This window comes from Amycolatopsis solani (assembly GCF_033441515.1).
GTDB lineage: Bacteria > Actinomycetota > Actinomycetes > Mycobacteriales > Pseudonocardiaceae > Amycolatopsis > Amycolatopsis solani.
In genome coordinates, this window is sequence record NZ_JAWQJT010000001.1 from 2,195,375 (window position 1) to 2,216,110 (window position 20,736).

General features: G+C 72.2%; 21 protein-coding genes. 12 read left to right on the forward strand and 9 right to left on the reverse strand.

The window, feature by feature from the left end; translation table 11 throughout:
- Positions 1-148: 148 nt before the first annotated feature.
- Together SD460_RS10955 and SD460_RS10960 are read right to left on the reverse strand one after the other, a co-directional pair.
- The gene (locus tag SD460_RS10955) at positions 149-1,300 is read right to left on the reverse strand and encodes a sensor histidine kinase (protein WP_290055129.1); all 1,152 of its coding nucleotides are present in this window, start codon (positions 1,298-1,300) and stop codon (positions 149-151) included.
- Positions 1,297-1,959 carry a response regulator transcription factor gene (locus SD460_RS10960; RefSeq protein ID WP_290055132.1) on the reverse strand — a complete coding sequence of 221 codons (663 nt, stop codon included), beginning with the start codon at positions 1,957-1,959 and terminating at the stop codon, positions 1,297-1,299. The genes SD460_RS10955 and SD460_RS10960 overlap by 4 nt, the downstream gene beginning before the upstream one ends.
- A 115-nt stretch (positions 1,960-2,074) precedes the next feature.
- Here SD460_RS10960 and SD460_RS10965 point away from each other — a divergent pair, with 115 nt between their 5' ends.
- The 6 genes from SD460_RS10965 (at position 2,075) to SD460_RS10990 (ending at position 9,031) form a co-directional block, all read left to right on the forward strand.
- A complete protein-coding gene (locus SD460_RS10965; protein WP_290055134.1) occupies positions 2,075-2,608 on the forward strand; it encodes a hypothetical protein in 534 nt (177 codons plus the stop codon).
- On the forward strand, positions 2,605-3,699 hold the full coding sequence (locus SD460_RS10970; protein WP_290055136.1) for a peptidoglycan-binding protein: 1,095 nt from the start codon (positions 2,605-2,607) through the stop codon (positions 3,697-3,699). The genes SD460_RS10965 and SD460_RS10970 overlap by 4 nt, the downstream gene beginning before the upstream one ends.
- Positions 3,696-4,382, forward strand: a complete 687-nt coding sequence (locus tag SD460_RS10975; protein WP_290055139.1) for an ABC transporter ATP-binding protein — start codon at positions 3,696-3,698, stop codon at positions 4,380-4,382. Before SD460_RS10970 ends, SD460_RS10975 begins: the two co-directional genes overlap by 4 nt.
- A complete protein-coding gene (locus SD460_RS10980; RefSeq protein ID WP_318306124.1) occupies positions 4,379-5,584 on the forward strand; it encodes an ABC transporter permease in 1,206 nt (401 codons plus the stop codon). The genes SD460_RS10975 and SD460_RS10980 overlap by 4 nt, the downstream gene beginning before the upstream one ends.
- A 660-nt stretch (positions 5,585-6,244) precedes the next feature.
- A complete protein-coding gene (locus SD460_RS10985) occupies positions 6,245-7,762 on the forward strand; it encodes an amidohydrolase family protein (RefSeq protein ID WP_318306555.1) in 1,518 nt (505 codons plus the stop codon).
- 48 nt (positions 7,763-7,810) lie between these two features.
- Positions 7,811-9,031, forward strand: a complete 1,221-nt coding sequence (locus tag SD460_RS10990) for a glycosyltransferase 87 family protein (protein WP_290055146.1) — start codon at positions 7,811-7,813, stop codon at positions 9,029-9,031.
- Here SD460_RS10990 and serC read toward each other — a convergent pair.
- Positions 9,024-10,148 (reverse strand): phosphoserine transaminase, encoded by a 1,125-nt coding sequence (gene serC / locus SD460_RS10995; RefSeq protein ID WP_290055149.1) that lies wholly within the window; start codon positions 10,146-10,148, stop codon positions 9,024-9,026. The two genes, SD460_RS10990 and serC, sit on opposite strands and share 8 nt — an antisense overlap.
- Positions 10,149-10,216: 68 nt before the next feature.
- Between serC and SD460_RS11000 the strand changes: the two genes are divergently transcribed.
- On the forward strand, positions 10,217-10,903 hold the full coding sequence (locus SD460_RS11000) for a hypothetical protein (RefSeq protein WP_290055153.1): 687 nt from the start codon (positions 10,217-10,219) through the stop codon (positions 10,901-10,903).
- 16 nt (positions 10,904-10,919) lie between these two features.
- Complete coding sequence (locus SD460_RS11005) at positions 10,920-11,237, forward strand: hypothetical protein (protein ID WP_290055156.1); 318 nt, start codon at positions 10,920-10,922, stop codon at positions 11,235-11,237.
- A 47-nt stretch (positions 11,238-11,284) separates the two neighbouring features.
- Here SD460_RS11005 and SD460_RS11010 read toward each other — a convergent pair whose 3' ends face one another.
- The 5 genes from SD460_RS11010 to SD460_RS11030 are packed head-to-tail and all read right to left on the reverse strand — an operon-like array spanning position 11,285 to position 16,086.
- On the reverse strand, positions 11,285-12,625 hold the full coding sequence (locus SD460_RS11010) for a serine hydrolase domain-containing protein (RefSeq protein WP_290055159.1): 1,341 nt from the start codon (positions 12,623-12,625) through the stop codon (positions 11,285-11,287).
- 44 nt (positions 12,626-12,669) lie between these two features.
- Positions 12,670-13,290: a response regulator gene (locus SD460_RS11015; protein WP_290055161.1), complete on the reverse strand. Its 621-nt coding sequence runs from the start codon at positions 13,288-13,290 to the stop codon at positions 12,670-12,672.
- Positions 13,287-14,444 carry a sensor histidine kinase gene (locus SD460_RS11020; protein WP_318306556.1) on the reverse strand — a complete coding sequence of 386 codons (1,158 nt, stop codon included), beginning with the start codon at positions 14,442-14,444 and terminating at the stop codon, positions 13,287-13,289. The genes SD460_RS11015 and SD460_RS11020 overlap by 4 nt, the downstream gene beginning before the upstream one ends.
- A complete protein-coding gene (locus SD460_RS11025) occupies positions 14,441-15,250 on the reverse strand; it encodes an ABC transporter permease (protein WP_290055164.1) in 810 nt (269 codons plus the stop codon). The genes SD460_RS11020 and SD460_RS11025 overlap by 4 nt, the downstream gene beginning before the upstream one ends.
- A complete protein-coding gene (locus SD460_RS11030; RefSeq protein WP_290055167.1) occupies positions 15,247-16,086 on the reverse strand; it encodes an ABC transporter ATP-binding protein in 840 nt (279 codons plus the stop codon). Before SD460_RS11030 ends, SD460_RS11025 begins: the two co-directional genes overlap by 4 nt.
- A 239-nt stretch (positions 16,087-16,325) precedes the next feature.
- Here SD460_RS11030 and SD460_RS11035 point away from each other — a divergent pair, with 239 nt between their 5' ends.
- The gene (locus tag SD460_RS11035) at positions 16,326-18,020 is read left to right on the forward strand and encodes an SDR family oxidoreductase (protein WP_290055221.1); all 1,695 of its coding nucleotides are present in this window, start codon (positions 16,326-16,328) and stop codon (positions 18,018-18,020) included.
- 14 nt (positions 18,021-18,034) lie between these two features.
- The gene (locus SD460_RS11040) at positions 18,035-18,622 is read left to right on the forward strand and encodes a TetR/AcrR family transcriptional regulator (protein WP_290055223.1); all 588 of its coding nucleotides are present in this window, start codon (positions 18,035-18,037) and stop codon (positions 18,620-18,622) included.
- 57 nt (positions 18,623-18,679) lie between these two features.
- Here SD460_RS11040 and SD460_RS11045 read toward each other — a convergent pair whose 3' ends face one another.
- Positions 18,680-19,828 carry a citrate synthase 2 gene (locus SD460_RS11045; RefSeq protein ID WP_290055169.1) on the reverse strand — a complete coding sequence of 383 codons (1,149 nt, stop codon included), beginning with the start codon at positions 19,826-19,828 and terminating at the stop codon, positions 18,680-18,682.
- Between the two features lie 289 nt (positions 19,829-20,117).
- On the opposite strand from SD460_RS11045, the gene SD460_RS11050 reads away from it, so the two are divergent.
- Both SD460_RS11050 and SD460_RS11055 read left to right on the forward strand, forming a co-directional pair.
- Positions 20,118-20,420, forward strand: a complete 303-nt coding sequence (locus tag SD460_RS11050) for an urease subunit gamma (RefSeq protein WP_020641633.1) — start codon at positions 20,118-20,120, stop codon at positions 20,418-20,420.
- A gap of 10 nt (positions 20,421-20,430) precedes the next feature.
- Positions 20,431-20,736, forward strand: a complete 306-nt coding sequence (locus SD460_RS11055; RefSeq protein ID WP_004562397.1) for an urease subunit beta — start codon at positions 20,431-20,433, stop codon at positions 20,734-20,736.

A 20,736-nucleotide genomic window follows, 5' to 3' on the forward strand; every position in this document is an offset into this window, starting at 1 on the left:
TTAGAACGGCGCGTCGACTTGACGCGCGAGGCGCGCCGAGTCCGTGCCGAACTGCCCACTGTTCATTTGGCGACGTTCGCATCATGGGTCACCCAGGTCAGCGGCTGCTGGGTGACACGCCGGACACGGTCAGTCACGATCGAGTGGATCAAGAAGGCGGTAGCCGGACCGTCACCGTGAGACCGCCGCGCCGCCCCGGCTGGGCCTCCGCGTAGCCCCCGTGCGCCTGCGCCACCGACCGCACGATCGACAACCCCAGCCCCGCGTTGCGCGTGTCGCCGGTGCGCTCCGCGCCGCTCACCCGGCGGAACGGTTCGAACAACGCCGGCACCGCATCGGGCGGCACCACCGGGCCCGAGTTGCGGACCTCCAGCGCCGGGTCCTCGCGGACCTCGACGTACACCCAGCCGCCCGAAGCGTTGTACGTGAGCGCGTTGACCACCAGGTTCGTCACCAGCCGCTCCAGCAGCACGGGGTCGCCCGCCACCACCCGGGGGCGAAGCCGCGTCTCCACCGCCACCCCCGCCGCCGTCGCCTGCGCCGCTGTCGCCCGGACCACCGAGGCGACCACCGCGTCCAGCCGGACCGGGGTGCGGGCGTGCAGGCCGCGGTCACTGCGCGCGAGGACCAGCAGGCCTTCGATCATCCGTTCGCTTCGCTCGTTCGTGTGCAGCAGGTGCGTCCCGAGCTTCCGCAGCTCCGGCGTCACTTCGGGGTCGGCCATCGCCACTTCGATCAGCGTTCGTTGCACGGCCAGCGGTGTCCGCAGTTCGTGCGACGCGTTCGCGACGAACCGCTTCTGGCTGTCGAACGACTCCGCGAGCCGGTCGAGCATGCCGTCGAACGTGTCCGCCAGCTCCTTCAGCTCGTCGGGCGGGCCGTCGAGGTTGATGCGGCGGTCGAGCTTGCCGGCCTCCAGCCGCCGGGCCGTCGAGGTGATGTCGTGCAGGGGCCGCAGCGCGCGGCCGGCCATCAGCCAGCCGAACAGCACCGCCAGCCCGGCCGTCGCCACCAGCGCGATCCCCGAGCCGACCAGCAGTGTCGACAGCGTCGAGGAGCGGTAGTCCTCGAGCGAGCCGCTGAGCAGCCGGACGGCCACGCCGGACGACGGCAGGGCCGTCTGCGCCGGGATGCCGTAGGTCAGGCCCGCCGAGCCGATCGTCGTCGACGCGACCCGGGCCGGGTCCGGCAGCGTGCTCTGCACCAGCAGGTAGTTGATGACGACCAGGACCAGCCCGGCGAGCAGGAACAGCCCGCCGTACCAGGCGGTGAGCTTCGTCCGGACCGAAAGGCCGTTCACGGGGTGCCGAACCGGTAGCCGGCGCCGGGGACGGTTTCGATCACCGGCGGGTCGCCGAGCTTGCGCCGCAACGTCATCACCGCGACGCGGACCGCGTTCGTGAACGGGTCGGCGTGCTCGTCCCACGCCTTGTCGAGCAGCTCCTCGGCGCTGACCACCGCGCCTTCCGCCCGCATGAGCACCTCGAGCACGGCGAACTCCTTCGGCGAGAGCAGCAGGAACCGGCCGTCGCGGGCGGCCTGGTGGCGCGGCAGGTCGAGGACGACGCCGTCGCGTTCCAGCACCGGCGGCAGCGCCGGCCGCGCGCGCCGCGACAGCGCCTGGACGCGGGCGACCAGCTCGGCGAACGCGAACGGCTTCGTCAGGTAGTCGTCGGCGCCGAGGCCGAGCCCGGCCACCCGGTCGGTGACGTCGGCGGCCGCGGTCAGCATCAGCACCCGCGCCTCGCCGCCGGCCCGGACCACCGCGGCGCAGACGTCGTCGCCGTGCACCTCCGGCAGGTCGCGGTCCAGCACGACGACGTCGTAGCCGTGCACGCCGACCCGCTCCAGGGCCTGCGCGCCGTCGTAGCAGACGTCGACGGCCATCGAAAACCGCCGAAGCCCCTCCGCGACCGAGTCGGCCAGCAACCGCTCGTCCTCCACCACCAGCACCCGCACCGGCCCAGTCTGCGCAGGGAGGCCATAAGGACCGCATAAGCGACGTCGCTTAGCGCGCCCGAATCCCCCGATCCGTAGACCTGTCACCCGAGGCGACAACGGAAGGAGCGAGCCGATGCGGACACGGATCGCCGCCGCGGCGATCGGGGCGGCACTGCTGCTCGCGGGCTGCGGCGGCCAGGCGGACGACGGGTCGAAGGTGGCTTCGATCTCGACGCCGCCGAAGTCGGGCGGGCCCACGGCCGCCGACAACAGCGGCAAGAGCGACGAAGACAAGATGCGCGAGTTCGCCAAGTGCATGCGCGAGCACGGCGTCGACATGCCCGACCCCAAGCCCGACGGCGGCGGCATGGCCATCACCCTGGGCGGGGACGGCGCCGACAAGTCCAAGATCGAAGACGCGTCGAAGGCGTGCCGTCACCTCATGCCCAACGGCGGCGAGATGAAGCCGCCGAGCGCCGAGGAGCTCGACAAGATGCGCAAGAGCGCCAAGTGCATGCGCGACCACGGCATCGACATGCCCGACCCCGACCCGAGCGGCAAGGGGACGGGACGGATCGGCGGGCTTGGTGACGACCCCAAGAAGTTCGAAGAAGCCGCGAAGGCGTGCGGCCTCGGCATGAGCGTGAAGGCGGCGCCGGCGCAATGACCCACGTGACCGAACTCAAGCCGCGCCGTCGCGGCCGGACCCGCTGGTTCGTCGCGGCCGCGGTCCTCGTCGTGGTGCTGGGCACCGGCTCCGTCGTGATCCTGACGCGGGTGTCGAGCGCGACGCCGGTCAAGGAGGCCGCGCCGCCGCCGGTCGAGACCGCCGAGGTCGTCAAGACCGACCTCAGCGAGGACGAGGAGGCCGACGGCACTCTCGGCTACGGCGACGAGGAGACCGTCCAGGGCCGCAAGCCCGGCACCATCACGTCACTGCCCGCGGCCGGCGCCAAGATCACCCGGTGCCAGGCGGTGTACGGGGTGGACGCGAAGCCGGTGCCGCTGTTCTACGGCACGCTCCCGTTCTACCGCGACCTCGCCACCGGCGCGGACGACGGCGCGGACGTCAAGCAGCTGGAGGAAAACCTCAAGGCGTGCGGCTTCGGCGGGTTCGGCACGCCGGACAAGAAGTTCACGGCGGCGACGGCGGCCGCGCTGAAGAAGTGGCAGAAGTCCCTGGGTCTGGAGCAGACCGGCGCGTTCGGCCAGGGCGACGTCGTGCTCGCGGCGGGCGAGGTCCGGGTGTCGTCGCTGGCCGCCAAGCCCGGTTCGCCGGCGCAGGGCGAGGTGCTCAAGACGACCGGGACCGTCCGGTCGGTGCAGGTGAAGCTGGAGGCGGCCAAGCAGGACCTCGCCCGGCAGGGCGCGAAGGCGGCCGTGACGATCAACGGCAAGACGACGCCGGGCACGATCACCGACGTCGGCCGCTCCGCCGTCGAGGGCAAGGACGCGGCGGGCAACAACGACGGCAAGCCCACGATCACCGTCACCGTCCGGCTCGACGACCCGGCCGCGGGCGGCACCCTCGACTCGTCGCCGGCGAGCGTCCGGTTCACCAAGGACGTCCACCAGGGCGTGCTGGCGGTCCCGGTCGGCGCGCTGGTCGCGCTCGCCGAAGGCGGGTACGCGGTCGAGGTCGACGAGAACGGCACGCGCCGGCTCGTGGCCGTCCGGACGGGACTGTTCAGCGGCGGCAAGGTCGAGGTCACCGGCGACGGCCTGACCGCGGGCATGCGGGTGGTGACGACGTCGTGACGCCCGTGCTGCGCGTGCACGAGGCCACGCGCACCTACCCCGGCGGGGTCGCCGCGCTCGACGGCGTCTCGCTTTCGCTCGAGAACGGCGAAATGGTCGCGATCGTCGGGCCGTCCGGCTCCGGGAAGTCGACCCTGCTGCACCTGATGGGCACGCTCGACCGGCCGTCGTCGGGGCGGATCGAGCTGCACGGCCACGACGTCGCCGCGCTGCCGGACCGCAAGGTCTCCGCGCTGCGGTCGCGCTGGATCGGGTTCGTGTTCCAGCAGTTCTTCCTCGACGAAGGGATGAGTGCGGTGGACAACGTGTGCACCGGCCTGCTCTACGCCGGGGTGCCGCGACGGCGGCGGCGTGACCGGGCGCTGGCCGCGCTCGAGCGCGTCAAGCTGGGGCACCGGGCGTGGCACCGGCCCGGCGAGCTGTCCGGCGGGGAGCGCCAGCGCGTCGCGATCGCGCGGGCGGTGGTCAACGAGCCGTCGATCCTGCTGGCCGACGAGCCGACCGGCAACCTCGACACCGGCACCGGCGCGTCCGTGCTGGCGCTGCTCGGGGAGCTGTCGGCGGAGGGCACCACGATCGTCGTGATCACCCACGACCGGGAGATCGCGGCCGGCATGCCGCGCCGGATCGAGCTGCTCGACGGGCGGCTGCGGCTGGACACCGGACTGGTGGGTGCGCGATGAGCCTCGTGACGCTGCCGGAACCGGCCCGGCTCAAGCCACCGGACGTCGTCGCGCTCGGCGCGCACGGCATGCGCACGCGGCCGGTGCGCGCGGTGCTGTCGGCGCTGGGCATCGCGATCGGCGTCGCGGCGATGGTCGCGGTGCTGGCGATCCCGGCGTCCGGCGCGCAGGCGCTGCACGACCGGCTGGCCGCGCTCGGCACGAACCTGCTCACCGCCGGGCCGGGGCAGACGTTGTTCGGGGACAACGCGACCCTGCCGGACGACGCCGTCCCGATGGCGAAGCGGATCGGCCCGGTGCAGGCGGTCAGCGGCACCGGGACGACGTCGGCGAACGTGCGGCGCAGCGACAAGATCGCGCCGAACGACTCCTCCGGGCTCGCCGTGTACGCGGCGCGGCCGGACCTGCTGGCCGTGCTGGGCGGCAAGGTCCGCGTGGGCGCGTTCCTGGCGGCGGGCAACCAGGACTACCCGGTGGCGGTGCTCGGCGCGCAGGCCGCGGCCCGGCTCGGCATCGACCACCTCGACCCGGCGCGGCCGCCGCAGGTGCTGATCGGGACGCAGTGGTTCACCGTGGCCGGGATACTGGCGCCGATGCCGCTCGCGCCGGAGATCGAGCGCTCGGCGCTGGTCGGCTGGGACGTCGCGAAGCGGCTGCTCGGCTTCGACGGCCACCCGTCCACTGTGTACGTCCGCGCCGAAAAGTCCCAAGTGGACAGTGTGCGCTCGGTGCTGGCGGCGACGCTGAACCCGCAGGCGCCCAACGAGGTCGAGGTGCGCCGCCCGTCGGACGCGCTGGCCGCGCAGAAGCTGACGGACACCACGTACAGCGCGCTGTTCCTCGGCCTCGGCGGGGTCGCGCTGCTCGTCGGCGGCGTCGGGGTGGCGAACACGATGGTGATCTCGGTGCTGGAACGGCGGCGCGAGATCGGCCTGCGGCGGGCGTTGGGTGCGACGAAGCGGCAGGTCCGCGGGCAGTTCCTGGCCGAGTCGGTGCTGCTGTCCGGGCTGGGTGGGCTCGCGGGGGTGCTGGCCGGGGTGCTGGTGACGGCGGGCTACGCGCTGAGCCAGGGGTGGCCGGCGGTCCTGCCGGTCGGGGCGCTGGCCGGTGGGGTGGGGGTCGCGGCCTTGGTGGGGGCGGTCGCGGGTGCCTACCCGGCGGTCCGGGCGGCTCGGTTGCCGCCCACGCAGGCGCTGGCCTGACTCGGCGAATGTCTTGAATGACTCATTCAGGACTTCTGGTGACGTGAATGAGTCATTCAAGACGCTGGGGCGCGGGCGGGTTGGGTGGGTGTCGGGATGTAGTGAATGACTCATTCATGTCGTCTGACGACATGAATGAGTCATTCACTGCGCTGGGGCGCGGGCGCTGGCTGGCGGGGTCGGGGTTGCGGCGTTGGTGGGGCGGTCGCGGGTGCATGTCCGGCGGTCCGGGCGGCTCGGGTTCCCGGTCACGCAGGGCGTCGGGCGGCACGGTTGCGGGTCACGCAGGGCGTCGGGCGGCACGGTTGCGGGTCACGTAGGGCGTCGGGCGGCACGGTTGCGGGTCACATAGGGCGTCGGGCGGCTCGGCTGCCGCCCACGCAGGCGCCGCCTCACCCGGCTCGCGCTCGGGGGGTGCGGTGCCGGGCCGCCGCGGAGGTCGCGAATGAGTCATTCGCGGCCTCCGCGGTCCCGAATGAGTCATTCGCGACCCCGCGGCGACCGGGCGGTCCGGTCACCACCCCATTGCCGGGGCATGACACGGCGACCAAGTGCCGGGTTACACGGCGGCCCCGGATTCAGCACGTTGGAAGATTTCCCGCTCGATCGCGCCCGCGTTGAATGGGCACCGGGGTAGTGATCGAAGGGGTGGGTGGCTTGGTGCGAGTCGAGGCGAACCGGCGGGACTTCCTGCGGTGGCTGGCCACGGCGGGCGCGGGGCTGGCCGCCGCCGGGATCGCGCCCGCGGTGTTCGCGCGGGAGGCCGCCGCGGCCGGGACCGATGTCGTCGTGGTGACCGGGGCGACCGTTGTCGACGGTACCGACGGGCCCGCCCGGCCGAACTCCGCCGTCGTGCTGGTCGGGGACCGGATCGCCTGGGTCGGGCCGGCCGGTGAGGTGCCGCGGTGCGGGACCGCGCGGGTGATCGACGGCCGCGGCCGCTTCCTCGTGCCCGGTCTCTGGGACATGCACGCCCACGGCATCGAGATGGAAGAGCTGTGGCCGCCGCTGTTCCTGGCCAACGGCGTCACCGGCATCCGGGAAATGCAAGGCTACGACGAGAACCGCGCCACCCGCGACAAGATCGTCCGCGGCGAGCTGCTCGGCCCGCGGGTCGCGCTGGCCAGCGCCATCATCGACGGGCCGGTGTCCCTGCTCGGCCCGCCGATCACCCAGGTCGCGAACGCCGAGGAGGCGCGCGCGGCGGTCCGGACCGCCGCGGCCCAGGGCTCGGACTTCGTCAAGGTGTACTTCTACCTGCCCCGCGAGTGCTTCACCGCGATCGCCGACGAGTGCGACCGGCTCGGCCTCACCTTCGCCGGGCACTGGCCCTACCGGATGGGGCAGTTGGAGGCCGCCCGGTACGGGCAGCGCAGCTTCGAGCACTCCTTCGGGCTGCCGATCGCGACTTCGCGCCGCCGCGACCAGTTCCTCGCCCAGCTCGACGCGAAGCCGTTCGACCCCAAGGCCAAGCGCGACTTCTTCAACCTCGCCCGTGAACTCGACCGGCAGGCCGCCCAGTCCTACGACCCGGGCACGGCCGAGCGCCACTTCGCCGGGCTCAAGGCGCTCGGCACCTGGCTGACCCCGACGTTCGCGGTCAACCGCGTCATCTCGAAGCCCGCCGACACCTACGCGCACGACCCGCGGCTCAAGTACGTCTCCCAGGACATCCGCGACTACTGGGCCGACCGGCTCACGCTCTTCACGCCGGGCACGCCGGAGCAGGTCGCCCAGCAGGAGGAGTACTTCCAGGCGCAGCTGCGGCTCACCGGGGAGGCGTACCGGGCCGGTGTCGGGCTCCTCGGCGGGACCGACTGCCAGAACCCGTACGTCTTCCCCGGCTTCAGCCTGCACGACGAGCTGGAGTACCTGGTCGAGGCCGGGCTGACCCCGAAGCGGGCACTGCAGACCGTGACCCGCGACGCGGCCGCGTTCCTCGGCCGGACGGACGTCGGGACGATCACCGCGGGCAAGGCCGCCGACCTGGTGCTGCTGGACGCCGACCCGCTCGCCGACATCCGCGCGGTGCGGCGGATCGACACCGTCGTCACCGCGGGCCGCGTGCTCGACCGGGCCAAGCGGGCCCGGATGCTCGCCGACGCGGAAGCCGCGGCGAGCCGGCCGCCGTCGGCGAATGCCAGGTCAGTGCGCTTGCCGGTGCGCGGCTGCTGCTGAGCGCCCGGTAATCTCGGCCGGTCGAGGACCTGGGTCGAGGGGGACGCGTTGACTGGGCGGAAACTGGCGGTGGTGCTCGGGGCGCTCGAACTCGCCGCGGTCGTGCTGGTCCTGGTCCTGAAGCGGTTCGACGGCCTCGACCTGGAGGTTTACCTGGGCGGCGCCAAGGCGCTGGCCGAGCAGGGCTCGCCGTACGACGCCTGGGTGCCGACCACGCACCAGATCCTGCTGCCGTTCACGTACACGCCGTTCGCCGCGGCGGTGTTCCTGCCCGGCACGCTGCTGCCGTTCGCGGTGACGATGAAGCTGGTCAGCATCGCGTCGATCCTCGCGACCGGCGTCGTCGCCTACCTCTACGTCGCGACGCTCAACGGCTCGCTCACCGACGCTTCGAAGGTCAACGGCCGGGCGGTGGCCGCGCTGGTCGCGATCGGCGCGCAGCTCGCCGGCGCCCTGCTGGAGCCGGTGCGCTCGACGCTGGGGTTCGGGCAGATCAACGCGCTCCTCATGCTGCTGGTGGTGCTCGACGTCCTGCTCTCCGGCGACCGGAAGCGCACGAAGGGGCTGCTGATCGGCGTGGCCGCGGCGATCAAGCTGACCCCCGCCGTCTTCGTCGTCTACTTCCTGGTCCGCCGCGACTTCAAGTCGGCCGCGCGGGTGGTCGTCGGCTTCCTCGCGGCCGGGGCACTGCTGTGGCTGGTCCGGCCGTCGGCGTCCTTCACCTACTGGACGAAGCTGGTCTTCGACGCGGGGCGCATCGGCGGCGTCGACTACGTCGGCAACCAGTCGCTGCACGGCCTGATCACGCGCGCCGGCCTGCCCGAGTTCGTGTGGGTGCTGGCCGCGCTGGCCGTGATGGCCCTGGTCGCGGTGATCATCGTGCGCGCCGCCGAGCCGGTGCTCGGGCTCACCGCCTGTGCGCTCGGCGGGCTGCTGGTTTCGCCGATCTCGTGGACCCACCACTGGACGTGGTGCGTGCCGCTCCTCGTCCTCGCCGGGTGGTACGCGTGGCGCTTCGACCGGGCGGTCCGGTGGGTGGCGGCCGCGGTCGTCGTCGCGGGACTGGCCTTGTTCATCGTCGGCCCGATGTGGTTCGCGCCGCGCCCGGCGCCGTCTCCCGGCTGGTGGCTGGCGACGGAGTCCTACGAGCTGTTCGCGCTGGTCCTGCTGGTTCTCGCCGCCGTCGGCGCCCGCCGCCTGCGCACGAAAAAGGGGACTCCCACCGCGGAAGCGGCGGAAGTCCCCTCGAAGGAGCCTCAGGTCAGCTGAGCCGCTCGACCACGTACTCGATGCTCTGCGTGAGCTTCGTGACGTCGTCCGGGTCGATGGCCGGGAACAGGCCGACGCGCAGCTGGTTGCGGCCCAGCTTGCGGTACGGCTCGGTGTCGACGATCCCGTTGGCGCGCAGCACCTTCGCGACCGCGGCGGCGTCGACGTCGTCGCTGAAGTCGACCGTGCCGACGACCTGCGAGCGCAGGTCCGCGTCCTTGACGAACGGCGTGGTGTAGCTCGTCTTCTCGGCCCACTCGTAGAGCCGCGACGACGAGTCCTTCGTGCGCGCGGTCGTCCACTCGAGGCCGCCCTGGCCGTTCATCCACTCGATCTGCTCGGCGAGCAGGAACAGCGTGGCCACGGCCGGGGTGTTGTACGTCTGGTCCTTGCGGGAGTTGTCCAGCGCGGTGGTCAGCGACAGGAACTCGGGGATCCAGCGGTCGCTCCCGCCGATCTCGCCGATCCGCTCGACGGCGGCCGGGGAGGCCAGCGCGATCCACAGCCCGCCGTCCGCGGCGAACGACTTCTGCGGCGCGAAGTAGTAGACGTCGAAGTCCTCGGCCTTGACCGGGAGGCCGCCGGCGCCGGAGGTGGCGTCGATCGCGACCAGCGCGCCCTCGCTGCCCTCGGGGCGGCGGACCGGCACCGCGACACCGGTGGACGTCTCGTTGTGCGCCCAGCCGACCAGGTCGGCGCCGGCTTCGTAAGCGATCTCGGGCGCGCTGCCCGCGTCGGCCTTGACGACGATCGGGTCGGCCAGGAACGGCGCGCCCTTGGTGACACTGGCGAACTTCGAGGAGAACTCGCCGTAGGTGAAGTGCTGCGAGCGCTCGCGGACCAGGCCGAACGCGGCCGCGTCCCAGAACGCCGTGGTGCCGCCGTTGCCGAGGATCACTTCGTAGCCCTCGGGCAGCGAGAAGAGCTCGGACAGGCCCGCCCGCACGCGCCCGACGAGGGACTTGACCGGCTTCTGCCGGTGCGACGTGCCGAGGTAGGTGGAGCCGGACTCCGCCAGTGCGCTCAGCTGCTCGGCGCGGACCTTCGACGGTCCGCAGCCGAAGCGGCCGTCGGCCGGCTTGAGGTCTGCGGGGATGGTCAACTCAGCGTCGGTCATGTGGTCAGTCTCTCAGGTCGGGATCGGGCTGCTAACAGAGGTGGGCGGGTGTCCGACATGTGGAATCGATGAAGCCTCGTTGGTACTTTTTCGCCTGGTTCGCGGTGGTGGCCGCGGTGCACCTGCTCGTCGAGGGGTGGACGGACACCACCGCCATCGGCCTGCCCGTCGGCTTCGCGGCGACGCTCGCACTGGTCTTCGTCCGCCGGTTGCCGTGGTGGGTGACCGGCGAGGACCGCCCGGACCGCGTCCGCCGCGTCCGGCTGCGACGCCGCTCACGGGTGCGGTGGCGGCTCCGGGCCCGGACTGCGCTGCTCTGGACGGTCGCCGCCCTCGCCGTCGCCGCCGAAGTGGCGGCCATTGTCTTCGACGGCGGCTGGCTGCCGTGGCTCGTGCCGGTCCCGAGCCTGCTGGTCGTGCTCGGCCTGGTGGGCTGGCGGTCCGACCTCGCGGAGATCGCGCGGTGCCTGAGCGGCGGCTGGACGCAGGTCGCGGCCGCGGCGTTCGACGTGCGGCCCGGCGAACCGGTCGACGGCTGGGCCGTGCTGCCCGGCGACGTGCGGATCAAGTTCCACCTGCCCGCGGTCCCGCCCGACGTCGCCGCCGAGCTGGCCGGACGGCGCCGGCTGTGGGTGGCCGGGTGGCCTTCGGACGACCTCGTCGTCGGCCTTCCGGACGGCGACGGTTACGCCGTCGGCGAGGTCGGCGTCCACCGCGGTGGGGGTAAAAACGCCGTTACCGGAGCGCCGGCGTGACGGTAGTTTGCCCGTCATGACGACTGTGCAGCAGAGCTTCCCGGTGCCGCCCCAGGTGCTGTGGAACGCGCTCCCCGCCGGGGTGACGGCGATCGGAGGGCAGGGCCCGTTCTACGACGCCCAGCGCGGGTACGTCACCTGCCGCACCGGGATGACCTTCTTCAGCTGGGGTCAGGTCGTCACCGCGATGGTCTCCCCGGCGGCGCAGGGTTCGACGATCACCGTCCAGACCGCGCTGAAGTTCGGGGTGTTCGACTGGGGCGAGGGCAAGCGCCTCGGCACCCGGTTCGCCACCGCCGTCGCGTACGCGGCGGGCACGGCCGCGCTGACCTGAGGGCCCCGCTCACCACCGCCCTGGGGGTGTGAGCGGGGCCCGGCCCCTCAGCGCCAGTTTTCGACGCCGCCCGGCACCGGGGCGGCCGGGTCGTACGGCGTGCGCGTGAAGACGAACGTCGCCAGGTCGAGGTGGGTGGCGACGCCGTCGGCGTTCCGGCCCACTTCGAGCGTCTCGCCGGAGTAGTAGCCGTCGAGACCGACGTAGGTGTCCTTCCCGGTCGCCTGGAAGCGCGAGCTGCGCCCGGCGCCCTCGACCGGCGCCAGCAGGAGCTGCCCCTCGCCCTGGACGCGCAGGTGGTACGGCGTCGGGCCCCAGTGCCAGAGGCCGGTCAGCGCCAGCAGCTCCGGGTCGACGGCGGTGGGCTCCCACTCGGCGGCCAGGCGCGGTTCCAGCTCGTCGGTCATCGTGATGAGGTCCAGGCAGAGCTGGGTGATGCCGACGCCGGACGTCGAGTTCGCGAGCACCAGCGCGCCGGTCTGCGCGGCCGGGTCGACCAGCGTCACGGCGAGGAAGCCGGGCATCGAGCCGGTGTGCCCCGCCAGCCGGCGGCCGCCGTAGCGGACGAGCATCAGGCCGAGCCCGAAGCCGGTCGTCCAGACGTCGGTGTCGTCGACGGCGACCACGGTCCGCATTTCCTCGATGGTCTCCGGGGCCAGCACGCCGCCGCCGTGGCCGCCGAGGAACGCCGTCCAGCGGGCGAGGTCCTTCGCCGTGGACCACAGCTGCCCGGCGGGGGCCATCGCGCCCGCGTCCGGGCTCGGCTCCGGCAGGAGGACGTCGGCGAAGGGGTGCACGGCGAAGCCCTCGGCGTGCGCGCCGGTCGGGTGCGGGGTCGTGCGGGTCATCCCGAGCGGGCCGAGGACCTCGGCGTCGAGCACGGAGAGCCAGCCCTTGCCGCGGTGGCGCGAGACGAGCTCGCCGAGCACGCCGTAGCCGACGTTCGAGTAGTGGAACTTCGCGCCCGGCCGGTGCTTGGTCGCGCCCTCGGCGAGGCTGCCGACGAGCGCGTCCCAGTCGGCGCCCGGGGTCCGCTCCCACCACAGGCCCGGCGATTCGGACGTCAGGCCGGAGGTGTGGGAGAGCAGCTGGGCCACGGTGTCGGCGCCGAACGGCGTGCCGGGGACGTGCTTCTCGAGCGGGTCGTTGAGGTCGAGGAGGCCTTCGTCGCGCAGCCGCATGACGGCGGTGGCGACCAGGGTCTTGGTGATCGAGCCCAGCCGGTACTGGGTGTCGGTGCCGGGCCGCGTGTCCCCGACGCGCCCCCGGCCGCCGGACCAGGCGATCTCGCCGTCCCGCACCACGGCGGCGACCAGCGACGGCGCCCGGCTGGTGGCCTGCTCGTGGGCGATCCGGCGGAGCAGGGCGTGTTCGGTCGACTCAAGCATGGGGGCATTCTGCCGCGCGGAGGCGGCGGAAGCAGGTCCCGGGTTCAGCCGAGCAGGTTGCGGGACATCGCCGTGGTGACCGCGGCCGTGCGGTCGGAGACGCCGAGCTTGCCGAAGACCCGCAGGAGGTGCGTTTTCACCGTCGCTTCGCTGATGTGCAGCGCGCGGCCGATGTCGGCGTTCGTGCCGCCCTTGGCGACCAGCCGCAGCACCTCGACCTCGCGCGCCGAAAGCGGTTGCGGCTCCGGGTTGCGGACCCGGTTCACCAGCTTGCCCGCCACCGACGGTGCCAGCACCGTCTCGCCGCGGGCCGCCGCGCGGATCGCGTTCGCCAGTTCCACGCGGGACGCGTCCTTCAGCAGGTAGCCGGACGCGCCGGCCTCGACCGCGCGCAGGATGTCGGCGTCCGTTTCGTACGTCGTGAGCACGACCACCCGGCGGGCGGGCCGCTCGCGCAGGATCCGCTTGGTGGCGCCGACGCCGTCGAGGCCGGGCATCCGCAAGTCCATCAGCACGACGTCGGGTTCGGCGACCCGGTCGAGCGCCACGGCTTCGTCGCCGGAGCCGGCTTCGCCGACCACGGTGAGGTCGGGCTCGGCTTCGAGCATGCCGCGGAGGCCTTCGCGGACGACGGGGTGGTCGTCGACCAGCATGACGCGGATCAAGCGGGCACCTCCAAGGTGAGTTCGGTGCCGCTGGGGCCACTCCGGACGCTCAGTCTGCCACCGACCTGCTCCGCGCGGGACCGCATGCCCCGCAGCCCGAACCCGTCGGCGCGGTCGGGGTCGAAGCCGGCGCCGTCGTCGCGGACGGACAGCCGGACGGCGTCGTCCACAACGGACAGCGTGACCGACACCGCCGACGCGGCCGCGTGCCGCCGGACGTTGTTCAGCGCCTCCTGCGCGCCCCGCAACAGGACGACCTCGCCCGCCATGGGCAGCGCGGGCAGTGCACCGTCCACTTCGTACCGCACGGCGAGGCCCGTCTCGTCCGCCAGCCGGTCGGCCTGCCGCCGGACGGCGTCGACGAGCGAGCCCGACGTGAGGTCGGCCGGGGCCAGCGCGGCGACCATCGCCCGGGCCTCGGTGAGGTTGTCGCGCGCGGTGCGGGCGGCCAGTTCGGCGTGCCGCCGCGCCGCGGCCGGGTCGGCGTCCACTTCGGACTCGATGGCCTGTGCGAGGGTGACGATGCTGGTGAACCCCTGCGCGAGCGTGTCGTGGATCTCCCGCGCGAGGCGTTCGCGCTCGGTCGCGGTGCCCGCTTCCCGCGACAGGCGGGCGACTTCGGCCTGGCTCGCTTCCAGCTGGGCGATCAGGTCCGCCCGCGCCCGGCTTTCCTCGATGACGTGCAGGATGAACTTGCCCGACAGGATTCCGAAGACGATGAGGATCGCCGTCATCGGCAGCAGGATGTGCAGCGTCGGCCCGGCCAGCCCGTCGTTGGCGACCGCCGACGCCGGGCTGAACAGGATGGCCACCGTGGTGAACACCGCGGCCGGGCGGAACTCGAGCGTCGAGAACAGCAGCGGGCACACCATGAACAGGCTGAAGCTGGCCGTCGTGTTGGCGAAGATCGCGACCCCGGCCAGCACCAGGACCACGACGGCGAGCGTCCACCGCTGCGGGAGGTGGCCGTCGTCGCGGACCACCCCGCGGCCCCACAGCAGGTAGGTCAGCGCGAGCGCGGTGAGCGCCCCGACCGCGACGCCCGTGCGCACCGGATCGCTCTCGTCCAGCACCACCAGCGTGGTCGTGGCCAGGTACGCCACCGCGAAGAGGATCTCCCAGAGCCAGTTGAACCGGTCCCAGGCGTCCTTCACTTCGCGTCGGTCCACCGGAACGTCAGCCGCGCCAGCACCGCGCCCACCACGCACCAGATCCCCAGCACCAGCGCCACCCGCGGGAGCTCCCATGACCCAGCCATCTCCATTCCGACCGCGCCGTCCGGCAGGAACACCGACCGGAAGCCCTGGCAGATCCACTTCAGCGGGAAGAACGACGCGATGTCAACCATGATCTTCGGCAGGTTCGTGATCGGCGTGACGAACACCCCGGAGATGAACTGCAGCACCAGGTACAGCATCTGCACGACGGCGACCGCGCCGGTGGTGGACTTCGCGAGCGAGCTGAGCGCGATCCCGAGCAGCGTGCACGACACGATCCCCAGCGCGAACACCCACAGCAGCGTCAGCCACTTCTCCGGCGCGGTGGGCAGCTTCAGCCCGAACAGCGCCACGGCGACCGCGGCCATCAGCACGGTCTGCGCCAGGCTGGACACGGCGACCAGCACCATCTTGCCGATGAAGTAGGCCGACGACGGCATCGGCGTGCCGCGAAGGCGTTTGAGCGCCCCGGTTTCCCGGTCGGCCGAGACGCCGGTCGCGATGCTGTTGAACGACGTCGAGACGATGCCGGAGCCGATCATCCCGGCCGCGAGCAGCTGGCCGGAGGTGACGCCGTCGAGTGCGGTCGGACCGTCCAGGATGGACCCGAGCAGGATCATCAGCACCGCGGGCAGGGAGAAGGTGAAGACCACCTGTTCCTTGTGCCGGAAGAACTGCCGCAGCTCGGTGCCGCCGCGGGCGAGCCCGAGGGAAAGCGGGCCGGGGAGGGCGAGCGTGGTCATGCCTTGTCTCCGATCAGGTCCAGGTAGATGTCCTCCAGGCTGGGCCGGGTCACCGTCAGCCCCGCGAGCTCCCTACCCCCAGCAGAGAGCTCGGTGACGAGCTTGGTCGGGTACGCGGTGCGCTCGACGTGCTCGCCGCGTTCGTCGGTCCACCGCACGGTGGCTTCGGCGGCGGCGCGGCCACCCAGGTTCTGCGGGGTGTCCTGCGCGACGATCTCGCCGCGCGCGATCACGGCGACGCGGTCGGCGAGCGCTTCGGCCTCGTCGAGGTAGTGCGTGGTGAGCAGGATGGTGGTGCCCTCGGCGGCGAGATCGCTGATCAGCTTCCAGAACTGCCGCCGCGCTTCGGGGTCGAAGCCGGTGGTCGGCTCGTCGAGGAAGAGCAGCTCGGGCCGGCCGATGATGCCGAGCGCGACGTCGACGCGCCGGCGTTGCCCGCCGGAGAGCGACTTGACCCGTGCCTTGGCCTTTTCGGCGAGGCCGACCTTCTCGATGACCTCGTCGGGGTCGCGCGGGTCGGGGTAGTACTTCGCGAAGTGCCGCACGGTCTCGGCGACGCTCAGCTCGGCGGCGTCGTTGGCGGTCTGCAGCACGATGCCGATGCGCGACCGCCAGGCGCGGCCGGCCTTGCCGGGGTCCTCCCCGAGCACGGAGACCTCGCCGGCGGTGCGCCGGCGGTGGCCTTCCAGGATCTCGACGGTCGTGGTCTTCCCGGCGCCGTTGGGGCCGAGCAGGGAGAACACCTCGCCCGGGGCGATGTCCAGGTCCAGCCCGGCCACGGCCAGGTGACCGGGGTACTGCTTGCGCAGGCCGCGCACGCTCACTGCTGTGGTCATGGCTCCAGCCTGGCCCCCCGTGCCCTTGATCGTGAGCAACGCTCAGCTGAATCCGGCTGTCCACCGTTCGGTGGACACGGTCGTCAGCCGCGGCTGCTTGGTTCCACGGGAAACCACGAAAACGCTGTCATACAAGCAAAAACGGCTTCAATGCATGAACGTCCGGCCGCCACCAGCCGCCGCGCGGGTGAACGCGCTGTTGACAGGTTGTCTAACATGACAGAATGTCTCACAAGTGGGTGACCGCCAGCGACGGTGTCCGCCTCTCGGTCCACATCGACGGCCGGGACGACGGGCCCACGGTCGTGCTCGTGCACGGCTACCCCGACAACAGCTCGATGTGGGACGGGGTGACCGCGCTGCTCGGCGCGGACCACCGCGTCGTCACCTACGACGTCCGCGGGGCCGGGCAGTCGGACAAGCCGTCGGGACGCTCGTCCTACCGGCTGGACCAGCTGGCCGACGACCTGCGCGCGGTCGTCGAGGCGGTGCATCCGGCCGGGAAGGTGCACCTGGTCGCCCACGACTGGGGCTCGATCCAGACGTGGCACGCCGTCACGGGTGAGGGGCTGCGCGGCCGGATCGCGTCCTACACGTCGATCTCCGGGCCGAGTCTCGACCACGCGGGCGCCTGGTTCCGCGCGCAGCTCACGCGCCCGACGCCGAAGCGCCTCAAGAACGCGCTCAGCCAGTTCCTGCACTCGTGGTACATCCTGGCGTTCCAGGTGCCGCTGATCCCGGACGTGCTGTGGCGCACCGGCTTGCTGGGCAAGCAGATCCAGCGCATGGAACCCGACGCGGCGCCCCCGGAGAAGTCCGACGGCCTGCACGGGCTCGAGCTCTACCGCGCCAACATGTTCACCCGGCTTTCGCGGCCCGCCCCGCGGCCCGCCGACGTCCCGGTGCAGGTGCTCGCCCCGACCGGCGACGCCTACGTCACGACCCCGCTGCAGACCGAGGTCGCCCGCTGGGTCTCCGACCTGCGGATCCGCCCGGTCGTCGGGACGCACTGGGTCACCCGCGCCAAGCCGGACGTCGTCGCCCGGGCCGCCGCCGAGCTGATCGAGTACGCCGAAACCGGCGCCGAAAGCCGGGCCCTGCGCCGGTCGCGCGTGGGAGCCGGGCCGTTCGAGCACAAGCTGGTCGTCGTCACCGGTGCCGGCAGCGGCATCGGCCGGGCCACCGCGCTCGCCTTCGCCGCCGAGGGTGCCGACGTCATCGTCACCGACATCGACCAGGCCTCGGCCGCGGAGACCCTGAAGCTGCTGGAAGACCACGGCGTCGCGGAGTACACAGTGGACTCTTCCGACGGCGAGGCCGTGCACCGCTTCGCGCGCGACGTGCGCGAGAACCACGGCGTCCCGGACATCGTGGTCAACAACGCCGGCATCGGGATGTCCGGCCCGTTCCTCGACACCTCCGTCGAGGACTGGGAGCGCGTCATCGACGTGAACCTCTGGGGCGTGATCCACGGCTGCCGCGCGTTCGCGCCGATGCTCGCCGAGCGCGCCGAAGGCGGCCAGATCGTCAACCTCGCCTCCGCGGCCGCCTACCTGCCGTCGAAGATCCTGACCGCGTACGCCACGACGAAGTCCGCCGTGCTGGCGCTGAGCGTCGGCCTGCGCGCCGAGCTGGCCGCGCACCGGATCGGTGTCACGGCGGTGTGCCCGGGCATCGTGAAGACCAACATCACGAACACGACCCGGTTCGTGGGAGTGTCCGATGAGGAGCAACAGCGGCGTCAGCGGGCCAGTTCGAAGCTCTACGCCCGCCGCGGGTTCGGCCCGGAAGGCGTCGCGAAGGACATCCTGCGCGCGGTCGCCAAGGACACCGCGATCGCACCGTCCACACCGGAGGCGAAGGTGGCGCTGGTCCTTTCGCGACTGACGCCCGGCCTGCTGCGAGCGGCGGCGAAGCTGGACCTGACGCCGTGAGCCGGCCGCGGCGGATGACGCCGCAGGCCCGCCGCGACGACCTGATCCGCGCCGCGCTCGACCTGTTCGGGTCACGGGCGCCGGAACTGGTCACCGTGGACGACATCGTCGCGCGCGCCGAGGTGTCGCGGCCGTTGTTCTACCGGTACTTCCCGAGCCTGCGCGAGCTGCAGGTGCAGGCCCTGCGCACGGTCACCGACGGCCTCATCGACGGACTGGCCGGGCTCGAGGAGGGCCCACCGGAGACTCGGCTCCGAGCGGCCGTCCGCGGCCTGATCGACGTCGCCGACCACTACCGGGCCGGGTACATCGCGTTGCTGCGCAGCGGTTCGGTGATCGCGACGTCGGACACCGACGCGGCGATCGACGAGGTCCGCAACCGCGCGGTGGCCCTGATCCTGGACGCCCTCGACGTCCAAGACCCGTCACCCCTACTCTCCCTCACGCTGCGCTGCTGGACCGCAGTAGTCGAGGGCGCCCTCTTGTCCTGGCTCCAGGAACGCACGCTCCCGCGCGACCTGCTGGAAACCTGGCTGGTCGACCAGCTCACGGCGATGCTCGCCGCCACCGCCACCCACGAAGAGACCCGCACTTTCACGTGAAAGTGTTCCGGAGGGAGCCCCTCCGGAACACTTTCGTACCGAAAGTTGCGCGTGAGGTCAGTGCTTGGTGACCAGCTCCCAGCCCTCGACGTCCTCGGGGGTGCGGGGCGCCGGGCCGACGTACTTGGCCGACGGGCGCACCAGACGTCCGGTGCGCTTCTGCTCCAGGATGTGCGCGGCCCAGCCGGCGGTGCGGGCCGAGCTGAACATCGCGGGCATCATGTGCGGCGGGACCTGGGCGAAGTCCAGGATGACCGCGGCCCAGAACTCGACGTTCGTCTCGATCGGGTGATCCGGACGCCGCTCACGCAGCTCCGCCAGCGCGGCCTGCTCCAGCGCGGCGGCCGCCTCGTAGCGGGTCGCGCCGAGCTCCTGGCAGGTGCGGCGCAGCACGCGCGCCCGCGGGTCCTCGGCGCGGTAGACGCGGTGCCCGAAGCCCATCAGGCGTTCCTTGCGGTCGAGGATGCCCTTGACCAGGCCCGCCGGGTCGCCGGAGCGTTCGACCTCTTCGATCATCGGCAGCACGCGCGCCGGGGCGCCGCCGTGCAGCGGGCCCGACATCGCGCCGATGGCGCCGGACATGGCCGCCGCGACGTCCGCCCCGGTGGAGGCGATGACGCGGGCGGTGAAGGTCGACGCGTTGAGGCCGTGCTCGGCGGCCGACACCCAGTAGGCGTCCAGCGCGCGGACGTGCGCCGGGTCCGGTTCGCCGCGCCAGCGGACGAGGAACCGCTCGGTGATCGAGTGGGCCTCGTCGACGCGGGCTTGCGGCACGGCGGGCTGGCCGATGCCGCGCGCCGACTGCGCGACGTAGGAGAGGGCCATCACCGAGGCGCGGGCCAGCTGCTCGCGGGCCTCCTCGTCGGTGATGTCGAGCAGCGGGCGGTAGCCCCAGATCGGCGCGAGCATGGCCAGCGCGGCCTGGACGTCGACCCGGACGTCGCCGGTGTGCACCGGCAGCGGGAACGGCTCGGCGGGCGGCAGGCCGTGGCCGAACCGGCCGTCCACGAGAAGGCCCCAGACGTCGCCGAAGGTCACCTTTCCGGCGAGGTCCTCGATGTCGACGCCGCGGTAGCGCAGCGCACCGCCGTCCCGGTCGGGTTCGGCGATTTCGGTGTGGAAGGCGACGACGCCCTCCAGACCCGGTCGGAAGCCGTCGTCGGGTTGGCCGGACGGCTGTGGCTTGCTGATCGTGGAGGTAGTCACTGTTTCGCGGAACCTTTCGGTGCGCTTTTTTCCCCGTCTTGGTGGTGGTGCACGCGCGGACGGAAATGCGCACGGAACGCGCGCGCCATCGCACGGATGGATAGACCTTGCTCCCTCGATGGCCAGGGGGCAATCGAAAGAAGCGGTGGTTTCGGTCACGATTACGAGAACGATTCAGTCACCGGGGCCGTCCGACGGGAGAATTTTCGCCACGGACTGTGACGAAGGCCAGGTTAAAGGTATGTTTCCGAACCAGGCGCTGCCCTGGTCCGGGTGATAGACCTAAGCGATGCACCTCAGTCCGCAGGAGCGCGACAAGCTGCTGATCCACGTGGCGGCCGACGTCGCGCGGAAGCGGCTGGACCGCGGCGTCCGGCTGAACTACCCCGAGGCGGTCGCGCTGATCACCGACCACGTCCTCGAAGGGGCGCGCGACGGGCGCACGGTCAGTGAGCTCGTGGCGAGCGGCCGGACCGTGCTCTCGCGGGCACAGGTGCTAGACGGCGTGCCCGAGATGGTCGACTCCGTACAGGTCGAGGCCACGTTCCCGGACGGCACGAAGCTCGTCACCGTGCACGACCCGATCGTGTGAGGGGTGTTCGATGCGTCCAGGTGAGATCATTCCCGGCGACGAGCCGGTCGAGCTGAACCCCGGCCGCCCGCGCGTCCGGCTGCTGGTCCGCAACCTCGGCGACCGGCCGGTCCAGGTCGGTTCGCACTACCACTTCGCCGCGGTGAACCCCGGCCTGGAATTCGACCGCGACGCCGCCCGCGGCCACCGGCTCGACGTCCCGGCCGGCACGTCCGTCCGGTTCGAGCCGGGCGTCGAACGCGAGGTCGATCTCGTTCCGCTCGCCGGCGCGCGCCGCGTCCCCGGGCTGCGGTCCGAATTCTCGGGAGAGTTCTGA